Origin of the sequence: Polyangium spumosum, from assembly GCF_009649845.1 — a bacterium.
Taxonomy (GTDB): domain Bacteria; phylum Myxococcota_A; class Polyangia; order Polyangiales; family Polyangiaceae; genus Polyangium; species Polyangium spumosum.
Window position 1 is genome coordinate 1,028,260 of sequence record NZ_WJIE01000001.1, and the last position, 14,411, is coordinate 1,042,670.

A 14,411-nucleotide genomic window follows, 5' to 3' on the forward strand; every position below is an offset into this window, starting at 1 on the left:
GAGGAAGAAACGCGGCTCCGGCCGGGATTCGTATCGGCCGGGTATCTCCGAACACACGAAATCTTGATACCGCGGATCCCCGGGCGTGAGCCCATGAACGACGCGAACCGGCCCGCGCGCCTGCACCCCGAGCTCCGGGGCGCGGCCCTGCGCCTTGCGAACGGGCCGTCGACCGGCGAGTCCTCTCGGCCCATCTCTCCCTCGAGCTGGTGGCCGATGTCGGACAACGGAATCGCCGCCCGCTGGAATTCGCGGATCAAGGACTACAGCGATTTCCGCTCCGATCCGGACAACGTCTCGCCCGTCGAGAAATACGATCTCCTCATGAACCCGGGCGAGGTGCAGCGCCTCCCGCAGGTCCGCTCGTTCACGTCCGAGGAGCTGCGCAGGCCCGAGCGGTCACGCGGCCCGGGCGTCGTCCGCCCCGCGACCACCGTCGCGGGCCCCGCGACCGCGTGGGAGCTCCTGAACCACGGCACCTACCAGAACACCGTCCCCGAGTCGTGGTGGGGGCATTGTAATGGCTGGTCGTCCTACGTCACGTCCGAGCGCGACGGCGCGCCCATGCGAGACGTGCGCGTGCGGCGGGAGGGCAACAAGATCGTGGAGTGCAACGGGCGCGAGCGCGATCGCTCCTGCGTGCTCTTCCGCATGGCCGACATCGAGGGCCTCTTCTCGGAGATCTATTTCCACGACTCCTCGACGATGGCCGGGAGCCGCTGCAACGTGCCCGAGGACGATATCACGCGCGACAACGTCGGCAGGCCGACGAACCCCGTCTGCCGCGACATGAACCCCGGCACGTTACACGTCGCCTTGACGGGCCTGCTCGGCCGCGGCGCGCCCGCGCTCGCGAACCTCGGCGGGCCGCGGGAGAAGCTGCCGTTCGTCATCGATTACGCGTACGCCGACGAGGTCTGGACCTTCCCGGTCGCGCGCTATCGCATCCACGAGACCGAGGACATCGACGAGAGCCGCGCCTCGCAGCTCGTCTGCAATGGCAATGGGCCGCGCGCCGGCTGCCGGAGCTACCGGTGGAACGAGAACGCCGTCCGCTTCGCCCGGGTCCGCACGAGCATCTGGGTGGTCAACTACGCGGCGAGCAACGATCAATTGCTCGTCCCGCCGCTGCAGCGCCGCCGCCCCATGGCCGAGGTCACGTTCAATTACGTGCTCGAGCTCGACGGCCGCGGCACGATCCTCGGCGGCGAGTGGATCAACTCGCCGACGGGCGTCGGTCCGAACAGCAAGGAGCTGCACCCCGATTTCATCTACATGTCCGCGTTCCCGGACGCGCGCGACGAGAGCGGGGACGACCGCAACGGTCGCGGCGACAACCCGCACATCTCCTCGGTGGTGCTCCAGCAGATCCTGCGCCTCTCGCGTAATGGCCGGTAGGACACGAAGCTCCGTGGGTGGAAACCGTGCAATCGCCCTCGGGGCGCTCGCCGCGAGCCTCGCGGCGTGCGCCCCCGAGGGCCCCTCGTCGGGCGCCATGGACACGGCGCCGGCGGTCGAGCAGAGCAGCGCGGAGCTCCGGCGTGGGCCGCCCTCGCTCTGGACCGCGGAGTGGACGTGGCTCGTCTTCGCAGCGAACGACGACCATGACCAGAACCTCGTCTCGGCGTTCGATCAGGACGCGCTCGAATGGCAACACGGCCTCGGCGGCAGCGCCCTCTTCCGCATCCTGGTGCAGCGCGACTATGCGCCGTTCCAGGTGGACGATGACGGCAAGAGCCGAGCCTCCGAGCGGTATTCGATCTACCGCGAGGAGATCCGGCCTCCGGGCCGGGAGAACGCGGGGCCGGGCGTCATGGTGCTCGGCGAGACCGACACCAGCGATCCGGCGACGTTGCGTGATTTCCTCGTGGAGGGCATCCGGATGTACCCGGCGCGCCATTACTGGGTGACGTTCACCGGCCACGGCGACGGCTTCGCGGGCCTCGCCGACGACGCGACATCGGGCGAAGGAAAGCGGCTCTCCCTGAATGCGCTCTCCTCCGCGCTCGCCGATGCGTCCCGGGTCATCGAGACCGAGATCCGCACGATGCCCGGCCTCGGCGGCATCGGGGCCTCGAACCGGATCGACGTCGTGGCGTTCGACACGTGCCGCATGGGCTCCGCCGAGGTGGCGTCGTCGTTATCGGGCGTGGCCGATTACCTGATCGCCTCCCGCGAGGCGGTGCCGGACGCCGGCCACCCGTACAGCGCGCTCCGCTACATCGCGCAGGATCGCCCGGCGGCGAGCCCGCGCACGCTGGTGGAGGCGGTGGTCACCGATTACGTGCGCGCCTACGTCGAGGGCGTCTCGACCGCGGGGCGCGCGTACGTCGGCACCTCCATCACCAGCGTCGGCCTCGATCTTCGCCGCATCGGCAGGCTCGAGGAGGCCCTCGCCGGCCTGGTCACGGCGGTGCGCCGCGAGCGACCGGGCGGCTTCACGTGCGAGGACGTCACCGCGCTCTTCGCCGAGGCCTGCGGCAGCGCGGGGATCGTCGCCTCCGCGGCCTCGACGCCACACGGCGGGCGCTCCCGAAATCGGACGCGATCCCGCACGACGGCCTCGGACGCGTCGGTGGACCTCGTCGCGTTGCTCGAGCGGCTCGCGGATCCCGCCCATTGTGGTCCGGGCGGCGCGGGGTCGGTCGTCGTCGGCCCGGACGTGATGGCGGCGGCGCGTGAGGTCTTGACGTTGATCGGCCGTCCGCACCTCTGGACGCGGGCCGAGCCCTGGGGGACACAATTGCAGTATGGGGGCCAGTATCGACGCCTCGCCGGCTTCCACGCCCTGAGCCCCTTCGTGGTCGAGGCCCACCGCGTCGAGCCGAGCACGGGCGCGCGCCCCGGGGGCTTCAGCGTGCTCTGGGGCAATCCCTTCGAGCTCTTGCTCCGGGAGAGCGGCGTCTCCTTGATGGATACGTACCGCGCGACGTCGTTCGAGAAGCGCACGGGGTGGTCGAGGATCTTCGAGGCGTGCCTCGACCAGGCCGAGGCGTGCCGGACGGGGACGTCGAACCCGCATGCGCCGGGGGACGACCCTTGCGAGGGGCTTTGAGCTTCAGCCCGGCGCCGCGTCGCCCTTTCGCTCGGCTTCGAGCTTGTCGCGGAGCTTGGCGAGGGACTTGATCCAATCTCGGTAGAAACTCGGGGATGGCGCACCGCCCGGGGGTTCGAGCTTCGCGCGCGCTTCGCTCCGTCGCGCGAGCTCCGCTTCGAGCCCCCGCTCGAGCTCGGCGAGCAGAGGTTCGAGCACGGCGACGCCCTCCTCGGGCTTCTGGTTGAACTCGCAGGACTCCGCGTAGTGCTGTGTCATCCAGCATCGTTCCGAGATGCGCCGGAAGCCCAGGCAAACGAGATCGTTCCAGGCCTCCCGGCAGACCTGGAAAGGTTGTTCGAGCATGTAGGCTGCCTTGAGAAGATATTCGGCAATTGTTTGCCGCACCTCGAGCACGAAGGCCTGGAAGGCTTCGCCTTCGCCTGCGCGCCCCACGATGTCCGCCTCGATCCGTTTGTAGTCGGCCGCGACCTCGGCAAAGCTCCGATCCAGCGATCTTGCGAAGGTTTTATAGACGGCGCTGCACGCTCTGCTGAGCTCGTCGTAGAGCTCGTCGATTTTCTCTTCTTCCGGGGTCGGCTGGTACGCATCGTCCATACGCCGCGTGGTTCGCCCCGGGCTGAGCTCACCCCTTTGCTGGGCCCGGAGCTCGTCCCGGAGGTCGCCCAAGTACTCGATGTAGTGGTCTTGAAACTCCGTGGATTGCTGCGCCGCCATGCGTTCTTCGCGCTGTCGCTCGAGGTCCGCGAGGAGGGGCTCCAGCACGGCGAGTCCCTCCGCGGGCTTCTCGTCGTACGCGCAACAATCCGCGTACGTCCAGGTCATCAGATATTCTATGAAACTCTCTGCGAAGCCCAGACGAACGAGATCGTTCCAGGCCTCGCGGCAGACCTCGAAGGGGGGGTGACGGCTATGCGCTAGCGAGAGAATGTTCTCGGCGATGCGTCGCTTCGTCTCGAGCACGCCAAACGCGCTGTCGCCCATGCGCGCCACGAACTCCGCCTCGAGCCGGCGGTAGTCGTCGACGATCGACGTAAAGCTCCAGGTCCAATCGATGGATTTCAATATGACGACCTTGCTCGCTTCCGCAAATTCGGAGAACATTTGATTGACGCGTTCTTCTTCCGTCATGCTCCTGCCCCACGTTGCTAATTGGTTTTATAACGACACGGCACGAACTTTCCGTCGTGTACGGGAACTTGCTCGGGCCACCCCTTCTCATTGCATAGCTTTCGACACCAAACGCATCTTGATGAATTGGGGACGTCCCCCCAGTCGCTTTGTCGAGGCGAGTTCAGGCATTCTGTTAACGCTCTATCGCACAATGTTTGCCACCTCGGCTTCTTTTGAACCGCCTCCGCAATCTCCCCCGTGACCTCCACCGCCGCGGTGATCGCGATGGCGACGGGGGCCGCCTCGATGACGAGCTCGGCCAGGACGATCACCACGGCCACGAGCGCGCCAGGGTGCCCGACGAGTCCACCCTCCGCCGCCGTCTGCCCGTTCGCAGGCGCGGACGTTTCGGACACGCGCAACGTGCGCAGACGCAGGAGCTCCTCCGGGACGGTCATGCCTCGCAGCGCGATCCGCATGCATATCGCGAGCTCCGGATGGGGCACGCCTTTGCCCTTCACATCCACGACGCGGCCCTCTTCGTCAACCTTCACGGTCGCGTCGAACGTGTATTCTCCGCGCTCGAGCTCGCCGCCGAGCTCATCCACACACGCGCGCAGGCGCTCCGCGGTGGCGGCGGGGACGCGCGGGCGGTCGTCGTCCTGCTCGGGGTAACGGATCCGGGCCGACGAGCAGCCGAGCGGGACGAGCGCCATCGTCGCGCTGCCGAGGAGCCCGCACGAGAAGAGGGTTCGCACGCGCCACAACACCATGGCCGAGATGCGACCAGAGCTCTGGACAATTGTCAACGTAACACGTGTGCTTCAACACCATCCATCACGCGAGCGAACGAGCGGCTTTCACCGCGCTTGCGAGGGGCTTTGAGCCCTCGGCTCGACCCAATTCGTGTGCACCGTCACGATCGACGCGTCTCCAGGTCGCGCGCGAACGACTCGGAGGTGCGTGAGCGAACCTCGAGGGTCCCGCCCACGGGTCTCCAAGTCTCGTGCACGCGTCTCGAAGTCTCGTGCGCGCGTCTCCAAGGTGAGTGCTCGAACCTCGAAGGTCCCGCCCACGCGTCTCGAAGTCTCGTGCACGCGTCTCGAAGTCTCGCGCGCGCGCCTCCAGGTCACGCGCGAACGTCTCCAAGGTGAGCGAACGAACCCCGAAGGTCGCCTGCACGCGTCTCGACGTCGCGCGCGACCGCCTTCAAGTCATGCCCGGGCGACCCCCACCCGGCGAGCGAGCTCGACGCCCGCGGCGCCCGCCGCCTATCTCTTGATTCTATCTGGATCCCCGAGGAACTCGAAATGCATCGTGTCCTCGAGGGCGTCGTGTCCCAGCCAATCGAAGCCGAACCGCTCGAATGCCTTGATCCAGCATTTCGGCATCGCCGCCCGTTCGTAAGGCGATTTCGCCTTCTTCTTGCATTTCGGGTGGCTCGGCCAGGGGTCGACGCAGCCGCAGCAGGGGTTCCGGTCGGGGTCGATGTCGATCGCGATGCCGAAGAGGTGGTTCGATATCTCGGTGCCGCGGTAGGAGTTCGCCCCGCGGAAACCGCCGAGGGCGCGGGGCGTGTACCGGGAGCGGCCGGTGCAGGATTTTTTGATCTTCTTCTCGACGCAGGCGAGCGCGGGCGCGACCTTCGCGTGCACGGAGATGGGAAGGCCCATGAACCGCACGGTGACGGCCTGCGGGAGCGCGCCCTTCGGGTTCAGCTTGCGCGTGACGTCGTCGCCGACGTTGCCGTAATGGGTCGCGAGGTACCGCACCGCCTTCGCGTGTTTTGCGCCGTCGAGGACGCGGCCCGAGACGAACGTGCGGCGCTCGAGGAACTTCTGCGGGGCCTGGACGCGGCAGCCGTACTCGAAGGTGCCCTTGCCAGCGGGCTTCTTGCTGGCCTTGGGCTTGGGCTTGGCCTTGCCCTTCGCCTCCTTGGCCTCGGCGACGGGCAGCTCGCCCGTCACGAAGGGCGCCGCGCAGACGAGGCCGAGGGCCGCCGCGAAGAGGAGGCGCGCGGCGCTCCGCAGTCTTCGGTCGGCAGGGCGCGGGGAGCGGGCGGACACACCGGAGTTCTACACGCAGACGAGGCCGGAGGGAAGGAGGCTGCGCCTCGCTCCCGCAAGGAGGAACGCGCCCTTGCGCGCGCCCCCTGCCTCTTGATACGCACGGATCACGTCGCCAGCCCGCCCCTCGCGGGGGCCACGCGCCTTCGGAGACGATGCAAACCACGAAGATCACCCACCAACACCTCCCCGCCTTCGGGTGCGATCTCCCCCTGACGATCACGCGCGCCGAGGGCCGCGGCGCGGCCGTCGTGATCCTGCCGTCGGCGTTCGGCGTCGCGCCCGACCTCGAAGCGCAGATGGTGGAGCTCGCGGCCGACGCGAGCGTCGTGGTCGCGTTTGATCCGTTCTTCCGTGACGATCCCGGGCCGGCCCCGTACGAGGACATGGCGCGGGTGATGACGCGGCTCCGAGGCGTCGACGCAGAGCGACTTTATCGGGATCTCCGCGCGACCATCGATTGGATACGGGATCAGGAGGAGGGCCGGGCGGTCGTGGTGCTCGGGATCTGTTTTGGCGGGCCGTACGCGTTACGGGCGGCGGCGGACGGCGCGGCGTCCGGCGTGGTGACGTGGCACGGCACCTGGATGGAGAGACATCTCGATCGCGCGGCCGAGATACGTTGTCCGATGCGGCTCCACTTCGGGAGCGTGGATCCCTTCGTGCCTCCGAGCGCCGTGGATGCAATACGGACGGCGTTCGCCGGCCGCCCGGACGTACGAATCGTCGTGCACGAGGGCGCGACGCACGGGTTCAGCCACCGGGCAGCGGCGCGCGCGTACGACGAACGTGCGGAGCGGGGCGCGATGGAGTCGCTGCGCGCGTTGGTTCGAGAGATTCGCTGAAGCTGCGGTCGCCGCGGCCCCATCAACACCCCCTTGACCCTCTCCCTCTCCCCCGCCTACCGTCCCCCACCGTGAAGCCCGGGCCGCGCCTCCTCGCCGTCCTTCTCCCGGCCCTCGCCTTCCTTTCCCCGCGCCCTGCCCTCGCCGACGACACCCCTTCCCTCGCCCTCGAACCCGCCCCCGCCGGGGATCGCGCCTTCCTCGTCGAGCACGCCGACGTCCGGGGCCACCTCCTCCCTTCGGCGCGCCTGCTCCTCGATTACGCGCGCCGCCCGCTCGTGCTCCGCAACGACCGCGAGGAGCTCGACCCGGTCGTCTCCGATCAGACCTTCTTCCACGCCCTCGCCTCCATATCGCTTTTTTATCGGGCCACCCTCTCCCTCGACGTCCCCTTCTCCTTCACCCAGGCCGGCGGCGCTCCGCCCTCGGGCGACGTTTTTCCTCGCGCGGGCGTCGGCGCTTCGTTTGGTGACATTCGCCTCGGCGCGCGTATCCGGCTCGCAGGTGGCCTCGACGAATCCGGCCGGGGCGCGGCGATCGGCCTCGCGGCGTCCCTCTGGCTCCCGACCGCCTCCGATGGATATGCCGGCGACGGCGCCGTGCGCGCGCGGTTCGCCCTGCTCGCCGAGGCCACGGGGAGACGCCTTCATGGCTCCTTCTCCGGAGGCCTTCGCACGCGCCCGGCATTCGCGCTCCCCGGGATCTTGCCCACCCGCGTCGCCACGTCCCTCACCTTCGGCCTCGCGGGTGGCTTTTTCGTCGACGGCGCGCGGAGCCTCCGCCTCGGCGGCGAGCTCTCGGCGGACTTGCCTTTCCTCGGCGGCGCGCGCCTCTTCGATCCCCGCGCCACCGTCGCGCAGGTGCTGCTCACCTCGCAGTATCGAATCAATGGCGGCCCCCTCGAGGTCGGGCTCGCGATGGGACCGGGCCTCGGGCGGGGCGCGGGGAGCGCGGACGTCCGCGTGCTCGCGCTGCTCGGGTATGCGCCGGAGAAGGCCAAACCACCGTCGGATCGGGACAACGACGGCATCCCGGACAAGAAGGACGCGTGTATCGATCTCGTCGGCGTGGAATCGGGAGATCCCCTCCTCCACGGCTGCCCCGAGCCTCCGCCCGATCACGACGGCGACGCGATCCCCGACGAGAACGACGCTTGCCCGCGCCTCGCGGGGGAGGCGACCTTCGTGCGCGAGACGCACGGGTGTCCCAGAGCGAAGCCGAAGCCGAAGCCGAAGGAGCCCGCGCCGCCGCCCATCGCTTCGCTCGCCGAGCAGGAGATCGTGATCTCCCAGCAGGTGCAATTCGAGACGGGCACGGCCGTGCTCCGCCCCGAGAGCGACGGCGTGCTCGGCGAGGTCGCGCGTGTGCTCGCGGAGCACCCTGAGATCACGCGCGTCGAGGTGCAAGGCCACACCGACGACACGGGCCCGCCCGACGTGAATCGTGCCCTCGGGCAGGATCGGGCGGAGAGCGTGGTCGAATGGCTCGTTCGACGTGGAGTCGCCCGCGAGCGGCTCCAGCCGAAGGGTTACGGGTCCGACAGACCGATCGCGGACAACACGACCGAGGAGGGGCGCGGCAAGAACAGGCGCGTCGAGTTCCGGATCCTCGAAAAGGCGCCGGCCGAAGGAGGGGCGAAATGAGGAGGAGCCTCCCGTTCGCCGCGGCGATGTGCGCCCTCGCGCCCGGCGCGGGCCGGGCCGAGGAGCCGGGCGCGATGGGCCCCGAGGTGCTGCACGCCCCGACCCTCGAGCGGACCGCCGAGCAGGGCATCCTGCGCGCCGTGCCCATCTCGATCGCGCTCCCGATCGACGTCGCGCTCCGCGCCCGCCGCGTGCTCGTGCATTATCGGCTCTGGGGAGATCCGGACTGGACGGCGCTCGAGCTCCGGCGCAATGGCAAGAAGTACGAGGGCGCGATCCCGTGCCTCGAGATCAGCACCGTCACCGGCGACCTTCGTTATTACATCCGTGTCCACGACGCCGAGGGCCGCGTGATCGCGACGGGCGCGTCCCGCGCGCGGCCCTACCTCGTGACCATCAAGCACGACACGGAGCTCGAGCCCGGCGAGGCCAGGGGCGCGAAATGCCCCGATCCGGCCGATTGTCCCGCAGGGCTGCTCGGCTGCCCGAGCGAGCGCGTCGTGGAGATCGCCTGCCAGTCGGACGCCGATTGCGAGGGCGGCGCGACGTGTAGCTGGCGGGGCTTCTGCGAGCGGTCCGATCGACGCAAGAGCTGGGTCTCCCTGGGCATCGAGCAGGACGTGGGCGTCGTGGCCACGGCGGGCGCGTGTAGCCTCCATTCGCAAGAAAACGAGGGATACGCGTGCTTCCGCGAGGACGGCGCTCAATACACGGGCACGCCGGTGCTCACGAACACGCCGCTCTCCGGGGGCCTCGGGCCGACGCGGATCGTCGTGGGATACGAGCGGCTCATCCATTACGACACGACGCTCGGCCTCCGGCTCGGCTGGGCCCTCTTCGGCGAGGGGCCCACGCCACGCGAGGGCACGGCGTTCGTGCCTTTTTCGCTCGCGGCCCGCGCGACCCACTTTTTCGGCGACGACCTCTTCGCGCGCTCGGGGCTCCGGCCCTACACCTTCCTCACGGGTGGTTATGCCATGGTCGACCTCCGCGGGAGCACGGTCGTGCGCGAAAACCCGCTCGCCCCGCCCTACCAGGGCGGCAATGATCTCGAGCAGGTGGTCACCGTGTGGAAACGCGCCGGCGACGGCTTCGTGGGCGCCGGCGCGGGCCTCGCGCTCGCGTGGCAGAGCCGGCGGGCGGCCTTCGTGGAGATCGCCGCGCACGCCGTCTTCCCGTTCGGCGCCCTCGTGCTCGCCCCGAGCGCGGGGGTCTCTCTGGGATTTTGAAGGGAGGCAATGATGGATCACGCAAACCTCCGGAGCATCTGCGTCGCAATGACGAGCGCCCTCCTCTCGGCCGCGTGCTCGTCGGATGCGTTGACCCCACCCGAGGCCCGTATCGATACACCCGGCGCCTTCGTGGCCATGGAGGGGTACGAGGCCGAGGGCGAGCTCGCGCTCGTCCGCATCCTCGATCGCCTGCAATTCGAGGACGCGCGGCTGCTCTTCATGACGGTCCACGACGCGCGCCCCGCGGACTTCGACGAGGCGCGCGAGCTCGCGAAGGATCCCGAGCTCCCGATCCGCGAGCTCATCCGGATCGAGCCGGACACGGTCGTCACCCAGCACGCGCACGAGGTCGTCTGGTTCCGGACGCTGACGGAGAAGGAGAAGGAGCGCGCCCAGTGAAATCGCCCGAGCTCGCCTTCGCCTCGCTCCTCGCCGCCGCGCTCGGCGCCGTCGCGGCGCCGCTCGCTTGCACCCGGCACGCCGACATCCGCGACGAGCCGGACGGCTCGATCCTCGACCGGCCCCCCACCTTCGACGCCGGCGGCATCCCCAAGCTCGACAGCGGCCTCGACAGCGACGCCCACCCGCTCTGCCCCGATCGTCCCATCGGCGCGTGCGTCGGCTCGAACGACTTTCCGTGCGCGTTCGAGGACTGGGTGGTGGCGACGGCGAAGAAATGCCAGGAGGCCTCGGGCTGCACGACAAACGGCTGGCTCGAGGTGAAGATGGGCCCCGGCGGGTGCGTCGAGGCGATCGGGATGGACGAGCCAAACGACGAGGTGGTCGCCTGCCTCGTCGCGGAGATGGGCTCGGTGAAATGCCCGTGCGGCGACGGGATCACCGAATACTATTTCGGCGCCGGCAACGCCGGGCCGTGCGACTCGAATTGAAGGGGGCGCCCCCGCTTCACTTCGGGATGGCGCCCGTCGGCGGCTCGAGGGACCCCATGATGGCCTCGAGGTCGCAGCCCTGCAGGTACGTGGACATGACCTCGGCGCGCCGCGGCAAGAACACGTCCGTGAGCGCCTCCGAGAGGGTCCCATTCTCGTCGATGTGCACCTCGCCGAGCGTGGACGGGAACGTGAGCCCGCAGCCGAGGGACCTCTCGGGGCCGAGGAAGCGCTGCGGCGCGTGGCAACCGGCGCAGGTGAGCGAGGTCGCGCGGTGCAGGATGGACGCGGCCGTGAGCGGATCGTCCGGGGGGCAATCCTGGCCGAAGTTCGAGAGCTCGATCGTGCTCTGGATCTCGGACGCGAAATCGGCCCCCGCGACGCCGATGGCGTGGGACGCGTAATCGACGGTGGCGTCCCCGGAGACGACGCTCTGGCCCATGTTGAACTTCGAGCCCGTCCGCATGCGGACCTTGGGGAACGCGCTCTGCGAGAGATCCGGGAGGTTGTTCCAGATGAATTCGCTCCGGAAGGCCACGGCGGCCTCCGATTCGTTGCTGCGGTCGAAGAGCTCGGGCAGGGGGTTGTTCTTGACGGTGACGGGCACGAACCGGAGCTCTTGCGGCGTGCTGCCGGGGGGCAGCGGGTTCATCGGGCTGGCCCACTCGAGGTGATACTCGCGCATCTCCCAGGGCGCTTGCATCTGCTGGCTCACGCGCACCTGGCCGTGCGTGACGTTGTAAACGTCGTCGTCCATGGAGACCGCGCCGTAATGGTCGGGGTGGACGATGGGGCGATACGGCGCAAGGCCGGCGAAGAACATCTGTTCGAGCCGATCGGCGACGGCCTCGACGGTTGGCTCGTCCTCGAGCGCCGCCCACGCCTCGGCCATGCCGCGGCAGCCGAGCAGCGTGTCGTGGCCCTGCGGGTTCGGCAGCGCCGCCTCGAAGATCAGGAAGACTCGGTTCGCAGGGTCCGTGCGGCCCGACAGCTTCGCGAACACGATCCGGTACTCGCCGCAGGTCGTCCCGACTTGCGGGGTCAGATCGAAGCGGTTCACGATCGCGACGGGCACGAAGGAGTCGGGGTGCCCCGGCTCGAAGAGGCCCGGGCTCGACGCGAGCGCCCCCTCGGCGCGCGGGCAATACACGGCCGGGTCGTTCTTGAACGCGGCATTGTCGACGTCGTCGCAATGCGTGACGTCGGGGAAGACCGCCTGGGCCGCCGGGTTCTCCGCGTCGAAGAGGCGGCGCAAGAGCACGTCCGGCGACTCCGTCGCGCCGGCGAGCTCGATGAGCTGCGTCATCACCCGCTCGAGGCTGAAGCGCGAGAGCACGGCCGGATCCCGCACGACGAGCGCGCGGCCCGCGGCGGAGACGGAGACGTCGGGGTCGCACGTGAGGGTCGGCGGGACGTCGATCGGAGGGTCGATGGGATCGGGCGGGAGGAAAGGATCCGGGGGCGGCTCACCCGAGCTCGACGGGATCACCCCACCCCCTTCGGGCTGCCCTCCACAACCTGCGAACAGGCCGAGGACCACCACCGCCGCCAAAGGCCGACCCATGAAGCGAAGAAGCTCGGAAGCCATGAGACCCTCCCTGAGAAGTAACGGGCAATCCCGTCAGGGTATCGGGCTCCGTGGCGGGGTCAAGAGCGAGCGAGCTCGTCAGGTCTCGCGCTGCGAGGCGCCGGCCCGGCTCGTGCTCTCCTTGGACGGAGGCTCCGCGACGCGGCCGCCGAGGGAGAGGAGCAGCTCGGCGACGGCGGCGTGGGTGCGATCGCGCAGGTTGACGACACGCGCGGCCTCCTTGCCCGTCGCGAGGGGCTGGATGGGCTTGCCCACGCGGACGCGCACGAGGCGCATCGTGCTGCCGTCGCCCGAGTCGATGGCGCCCTTGTGCATGAGCTTGCCCGCGCCCTCGAGCGCGACGGGGACGACGGGCACGCCGGCGCGTACGGCCGCGTAGAACCCGCCCATCTTGAACTCCTTGAGCACGCCGTCCTCGCTGCGCGTGCCCTCGGGGAAGACGAGCAGCGGCTTGCCGCGCCGCAGGACCTCCTCGAAGCGCTTGATGACCTCCGCCGCGACCCTCGGCCCGCCGCCGCGCTCGACCGGGACGTGCCCCGAGAGCTTGAGGTGCCAGCCGAGGAATGGGATGTTGAGCAGCTCGCGCTTCGCGGCCCACTTGTAGTCACCGGGCAGGGCGGCGCCGAGGACGAGGACGTCGAGTAGGCTCTGATGATTCGAGCAATAGACGTAGGCGCCGTCCGCGGGCACGTTTTCGAGGCCCGAGGCCTCGACCTCGATGTGCAGCCCCCGCGCGCTCGATTGGCACCAGCGCTTCATTGCCCAGAGGCTCGCGCGGTGATCCTTCGTGAGCGGGCCGAGCGTGAGCGAGACGGTCCCATACCCGACCGTGCGAGCGGTAAAAGGGACCCACTGACGCGCGACGCGAATGGCATCTCGGAGCTGCATGGAACTGCCTTCCTAACACCACGGCGCAGGCGATTCCAGAGCGCCAACGTGCGCAAAATGCTTCGCGGTGCGGGGAATGGTACGCGGCGCGAGAGGTCAGAGCGGGTCCATGAGGAGGCCGTGGCCGACCACCTCGGGCTTGCCCGCTCGCTCGAACTTCACCGTGAAGATCCCCGGCTCGTTCTCGCTCTGCACGACGGCGCGGCGCATGGTCCCCGCCCACTCGGCCCATACGGTCGCGCCCGGCTTGCCTTTCCATTTGATCGGGATGGGCTGCAGATCCGCGTCGTCCGCGATCAGCGCCGCGCCGCCGAATCCCAGGCAGAACCAGCGCTTGATCCCGCCGGCCTCGAACGGGGACACGAGCAGCACGTGCCGGTACTCGCCCTCCTGCCGGTGCGCCGCGTAGTTGCCCGGCTCGAGCCCCTCTTTCTGCTTCACCCAGCGCACCCCCTTCAGGAGCGCCTCCGGCGCGCGCGCCTCCATGTCCGTGTAGCGGACCGCGATCCGATCCTTCACGTACCGGCGCACGATCGCGTGCTTCATCACGCCGTTCCACTCCGTGAGCACGACGTCGTTGAGCCTCGGCCTCACGTTGTCCGGAACCGGGATCACGTACCCCGCGTGGACCTTGTACGACGGTCCGCCCGATTGTCCCTCGATGACCAGATCGTCGCCGTCGAAGCCGACCGCCGTGGCCGCGTAGAGCACGAGCGTCGAGCCGATCCGCGCGTTCGTCAGCATCGGCTCGGAGAAGGTGAACACGCGGCGCCCAGGGTCGAGCTTGATCTTGCGCGGAGGCAAGCCGAGCGGGTTCGGCTGGGGCGACCTCGGCTGCGGCGGATGCGCGGGGCTCGACGCGATGAACGAGCCGAGCGGCGGAGCGGTGGACGCGTCGCTCGCGGGAGGCGTCGCCTCGGTGGTCGTCGACGATTCTCTGCTGCACGCGGCGAGCAGGGCCGCGGCGAGGGCGAGGCATCGAACGGGACCGAGCATCTGGCCGCGATCTTTGCCGCGTCTCGCGGGCTCTGGCGAGCAAAAAACGACCAGCGAGACGTCGAACCGTTCGGTTTGACCACCAAGATTCTCGC

The 14,411-nt window shown here is 69.2% G+C and carries 13 protein-coding genes; 7 read left to right on the forward strand and 6 right to left on the reverse strand.

Translation table 11 applies throughout. The features are described 5' to 3' along the window. Nucleotides 1–93 precede the first annotated feature (93 nt). Both GF068_RS04390 and GF068_RS04395 read left to right on the forward strand, forming a co-directional pair. Complete coding sequence (locus GF068_RS04390) at nucleotides 94–1,398, forward strand: hypothetical protein (RefSeq protein WP_170319297.1); 1,305 nt, start codon at nucleotides 94–96, stop codon at nucleotides 1,396–1,398. 13 nt (nucleotides 1,399–1,411) lie between these two features. Continuing rightward, on the forward strand, nucleotides 1,412–3,055 hold the full coding sequence (locus GF068_RS04395) for a clostripain-related cysteine peptidase (protein ID WP_170319298.1): 1,644 nt from the start codon (nucleotides 1,412–1,414) through the stop codon (nucleotides 3,053–3,055). Nucleotides 3,056–3,058: 3 nt separating this feature from the next. Here the strand turns inward: GF068_RS04395 and GF068_RS04400 are convergent, their stop codons facing one another. The 3 genes from GF068_RS04400 to GF068_RS04410 form a co-directional block, all read right to left on the reverse strand. Beyond that, nucleotides 3,059–4,159 carry a hypothetical protein gene (locus GF068_RS04400; RefSeq protein ID WP_153817989.1) on the reverse strand — a complete coding sequence of 367 codons (1,101 nt, stop codon included), beginning with the start codon at nucleotides 4,157–4,159 and terminating at the stop codon, nucleotides 3,059–3,061. Nucleotides 4,160–4,203: 44 nt separating this feature from the next. Next, nucleotides 4,204–4,926 carry a hypothetical protein gene (locus GF068_RS04405; RefSeq protein WP_153817990.1) on the reverse strand — a complete coding sequence of 241 codons (723 nt, stop codon included), beginning with the start codon at nucleotides 4,924–4,926 and terminating at the stop codon, nucleotides 4,204–4,206. Nucleotides 4,927–5,439: 513 nt separating this feature from the next. After that, nucleotides 5,440–6,234 (reverse strand): M15 family metallopeptidase, encoded by a 795-nt coding sequence (locus tag GF068_RS04410; RefSeq protein WP_338046217.1) that lies wholly within the window; start codon nucleotides 6,232–6,234, stop codon nucleotides 5,440–5,442. A 155-nt stretch (nucleotides 6,235–6,389) separates the two neighbouring features. On the opposite strand from GF068_RS04410, the gene GF068_RS04415 reads away from it, so the two are divergent. The 5 genes from GF068_RS04415 (at nucleotide 6,390) to GF068_RS04435 (ending at nucleotide 10,844) form a co-directional block, all read left to right on the forward strand. Beyond that, complete coding sequence (locus tag GF068_RS04415; RefSeq protein WP_153817991.1) at nucleotides 6,390–7,079, forward strand: dienelactone hydrolase family protein; 690 nt, start codon at nucleotides 6,390–6,392, stop codon at nucleotides 7,077–7,079. A gap of 71 nt (nucleotides 7,080–7,150) precedes the next feature. Further along, nucleotides 7,151–8,722 (forward strand): OmpA family protein, encoded by a 1,572-nt coding sequence (locus GF068_RS46865; protein ID WP_153817992.1) that lies wholly within the window; start codon nucleotides 7,151–7,153, stop codon nucleotides 8,720–8,722. Continuing rightward, nucleotides 8,719–9,951, forward strand: coding sequence for a hypothetical protein (locus tag GF068_RS04425; RefSeq protein WP_153817993.1), 1,233 nt, complete (start codon nucleotides 8,719–8,721; stop codon nucleotides 9,949–9,951). Before GF068_RS46865 ends, GF068_RS04425 begins: the two co-directional genes overlap by 4 nt. A 48-nt stretch (nucleotides 9,952–9,999) precedes the next feature. Further along, nucleotides 10,000–10,353, forward strand: a complete 354-nt coding sequence (locus tag GF068_RS04430; RefSeq protein WP_153817994.1) for a hypothetical protein — start codon at nucleotides 10,000–10,002, stop codon at nucleotides 10,351–10,353. Then, complete coding sequence (locus GF068_RS04435) at nucleotides 10,350–10,844, forward strand: hypothetical protein (RefSeq protein ID WP_153817995.1); 495 nt, start codon at nucleotides 10,350–10,352, stop codon at nucleotides 10,842–10,844. Before GF068_RS04430 ends, GF068_RS04435 begins: the two co-directional genes overlap by 4 nt. 16 nt (nucleotides 10,845–10,860) lie before the next feature. On the opposite strand, the gene GF068_RS04440 is transcribed toward GF068_RS04435, so the two are convergent. The 3 genes from GF068_RS04440 to GF068_RS04450 all read right to left on the reverse strand — a co-directional run bounded on the left by GF068_RS04440 (nucleotide 10,861) and on the right by GF068_RS04450 (nucleotide 14,316). Further along, entirely contained in the window at nucleotides 10,861–12,408 is a 1,548-nt protein-coding gene (locus tag GF068_RS04440) for a hypothetical protein (protein WP_153817996.1), read from the reverse strand. A 102-nt stretch (nucleotides 12,409–12,510) separates the two neighbouring features. Continuing rightward, nucleotides 12,511–13,320, reverse strand: a complete 810-nt coding sequence (locus tag GF068_RS04445) for a lysophospholipid acyltransferase family protein (protein WP_153817997.1) — start codon at nucleotides 13,318–13,320, stop codon at nucleotides 12,511–12,513. Nucleotides 13,321–13,416: 96 nt separating this feature from the next. After that, the gene (locus GF068_RS04450; RefSeq protein ID WP_153817998.1) at nucleotides 13,417–14,316 is read right to left on the reverse strand and encodes a hypothetical protein; all 900 of its coding nucleotides are present in this window, start codon (nucleotides 14,314–14,316) and stop codon (nucleotides 13,417–13,419) included. Nucleotides 14,317–14,411: the final 95 nt, after the last annotated feature.

Bases quoted from the DNA above. Each gene is read 5' to 3' on its own strand.
- GF068_RS04450 (WP_153817998.1), bottom strand. From the start codon at position 14,316: ATGCTCGGTCCCGTTCGATGCCTCGCCCTCGCCGCGGCCCTGCTCGCC.
- GF068_RS04400 (WP_153817989.1), bottom strand. From the start codon at position 4,159: ATGTTCTCCGAATTTGCGGAAGCGAGCAAGGTCGTCATATTGAAATCC.
- GF068_RS04430 (WP_153817994.1), top strand. From the start codon at position 10,000: ATGACGAGCGCCCTCCTCTCGGCCGCGTGCTCGTCGGATGCGTTGACC.
- GF068_RS04440 (WP_153817996.1), bottom strand. From the start codon at position 12,408: ATGGGTCGGCCTTTGGCGGCGGTGGTGGTCCTCGGCCTGTTCGCAGGT.
- GF068_RS04445 (WP_153817997.1), bottom strand. From the start codon at position 13,320: ATGCAGCTCCGAGATGCCATTCGCGTCGCGCGTCAGTGGGTCCCTTTT.
- GF068_RS04390 (WP_170319297.1), top strand. From the start codon at position 94: ATGAACGACGCGAACCGGCCCGCGCGCCTGCACCCCGAGCTCCGGGGC.
- GF068_RS04425 (WP_153817993.1), top strand. From the start codon at position 8,719: ATGAGGAGGAGCCTCCCGTTCGCCGCGGCGATGTGCGCCCTCGCGCCC.
- GF068_RS04415 (WP_153817991.1), top strand. From the start codon at position 6,390: ATGCAAACCACGAAGATCACCCACCAACACCTCCCCGCCTTCGGGTGC.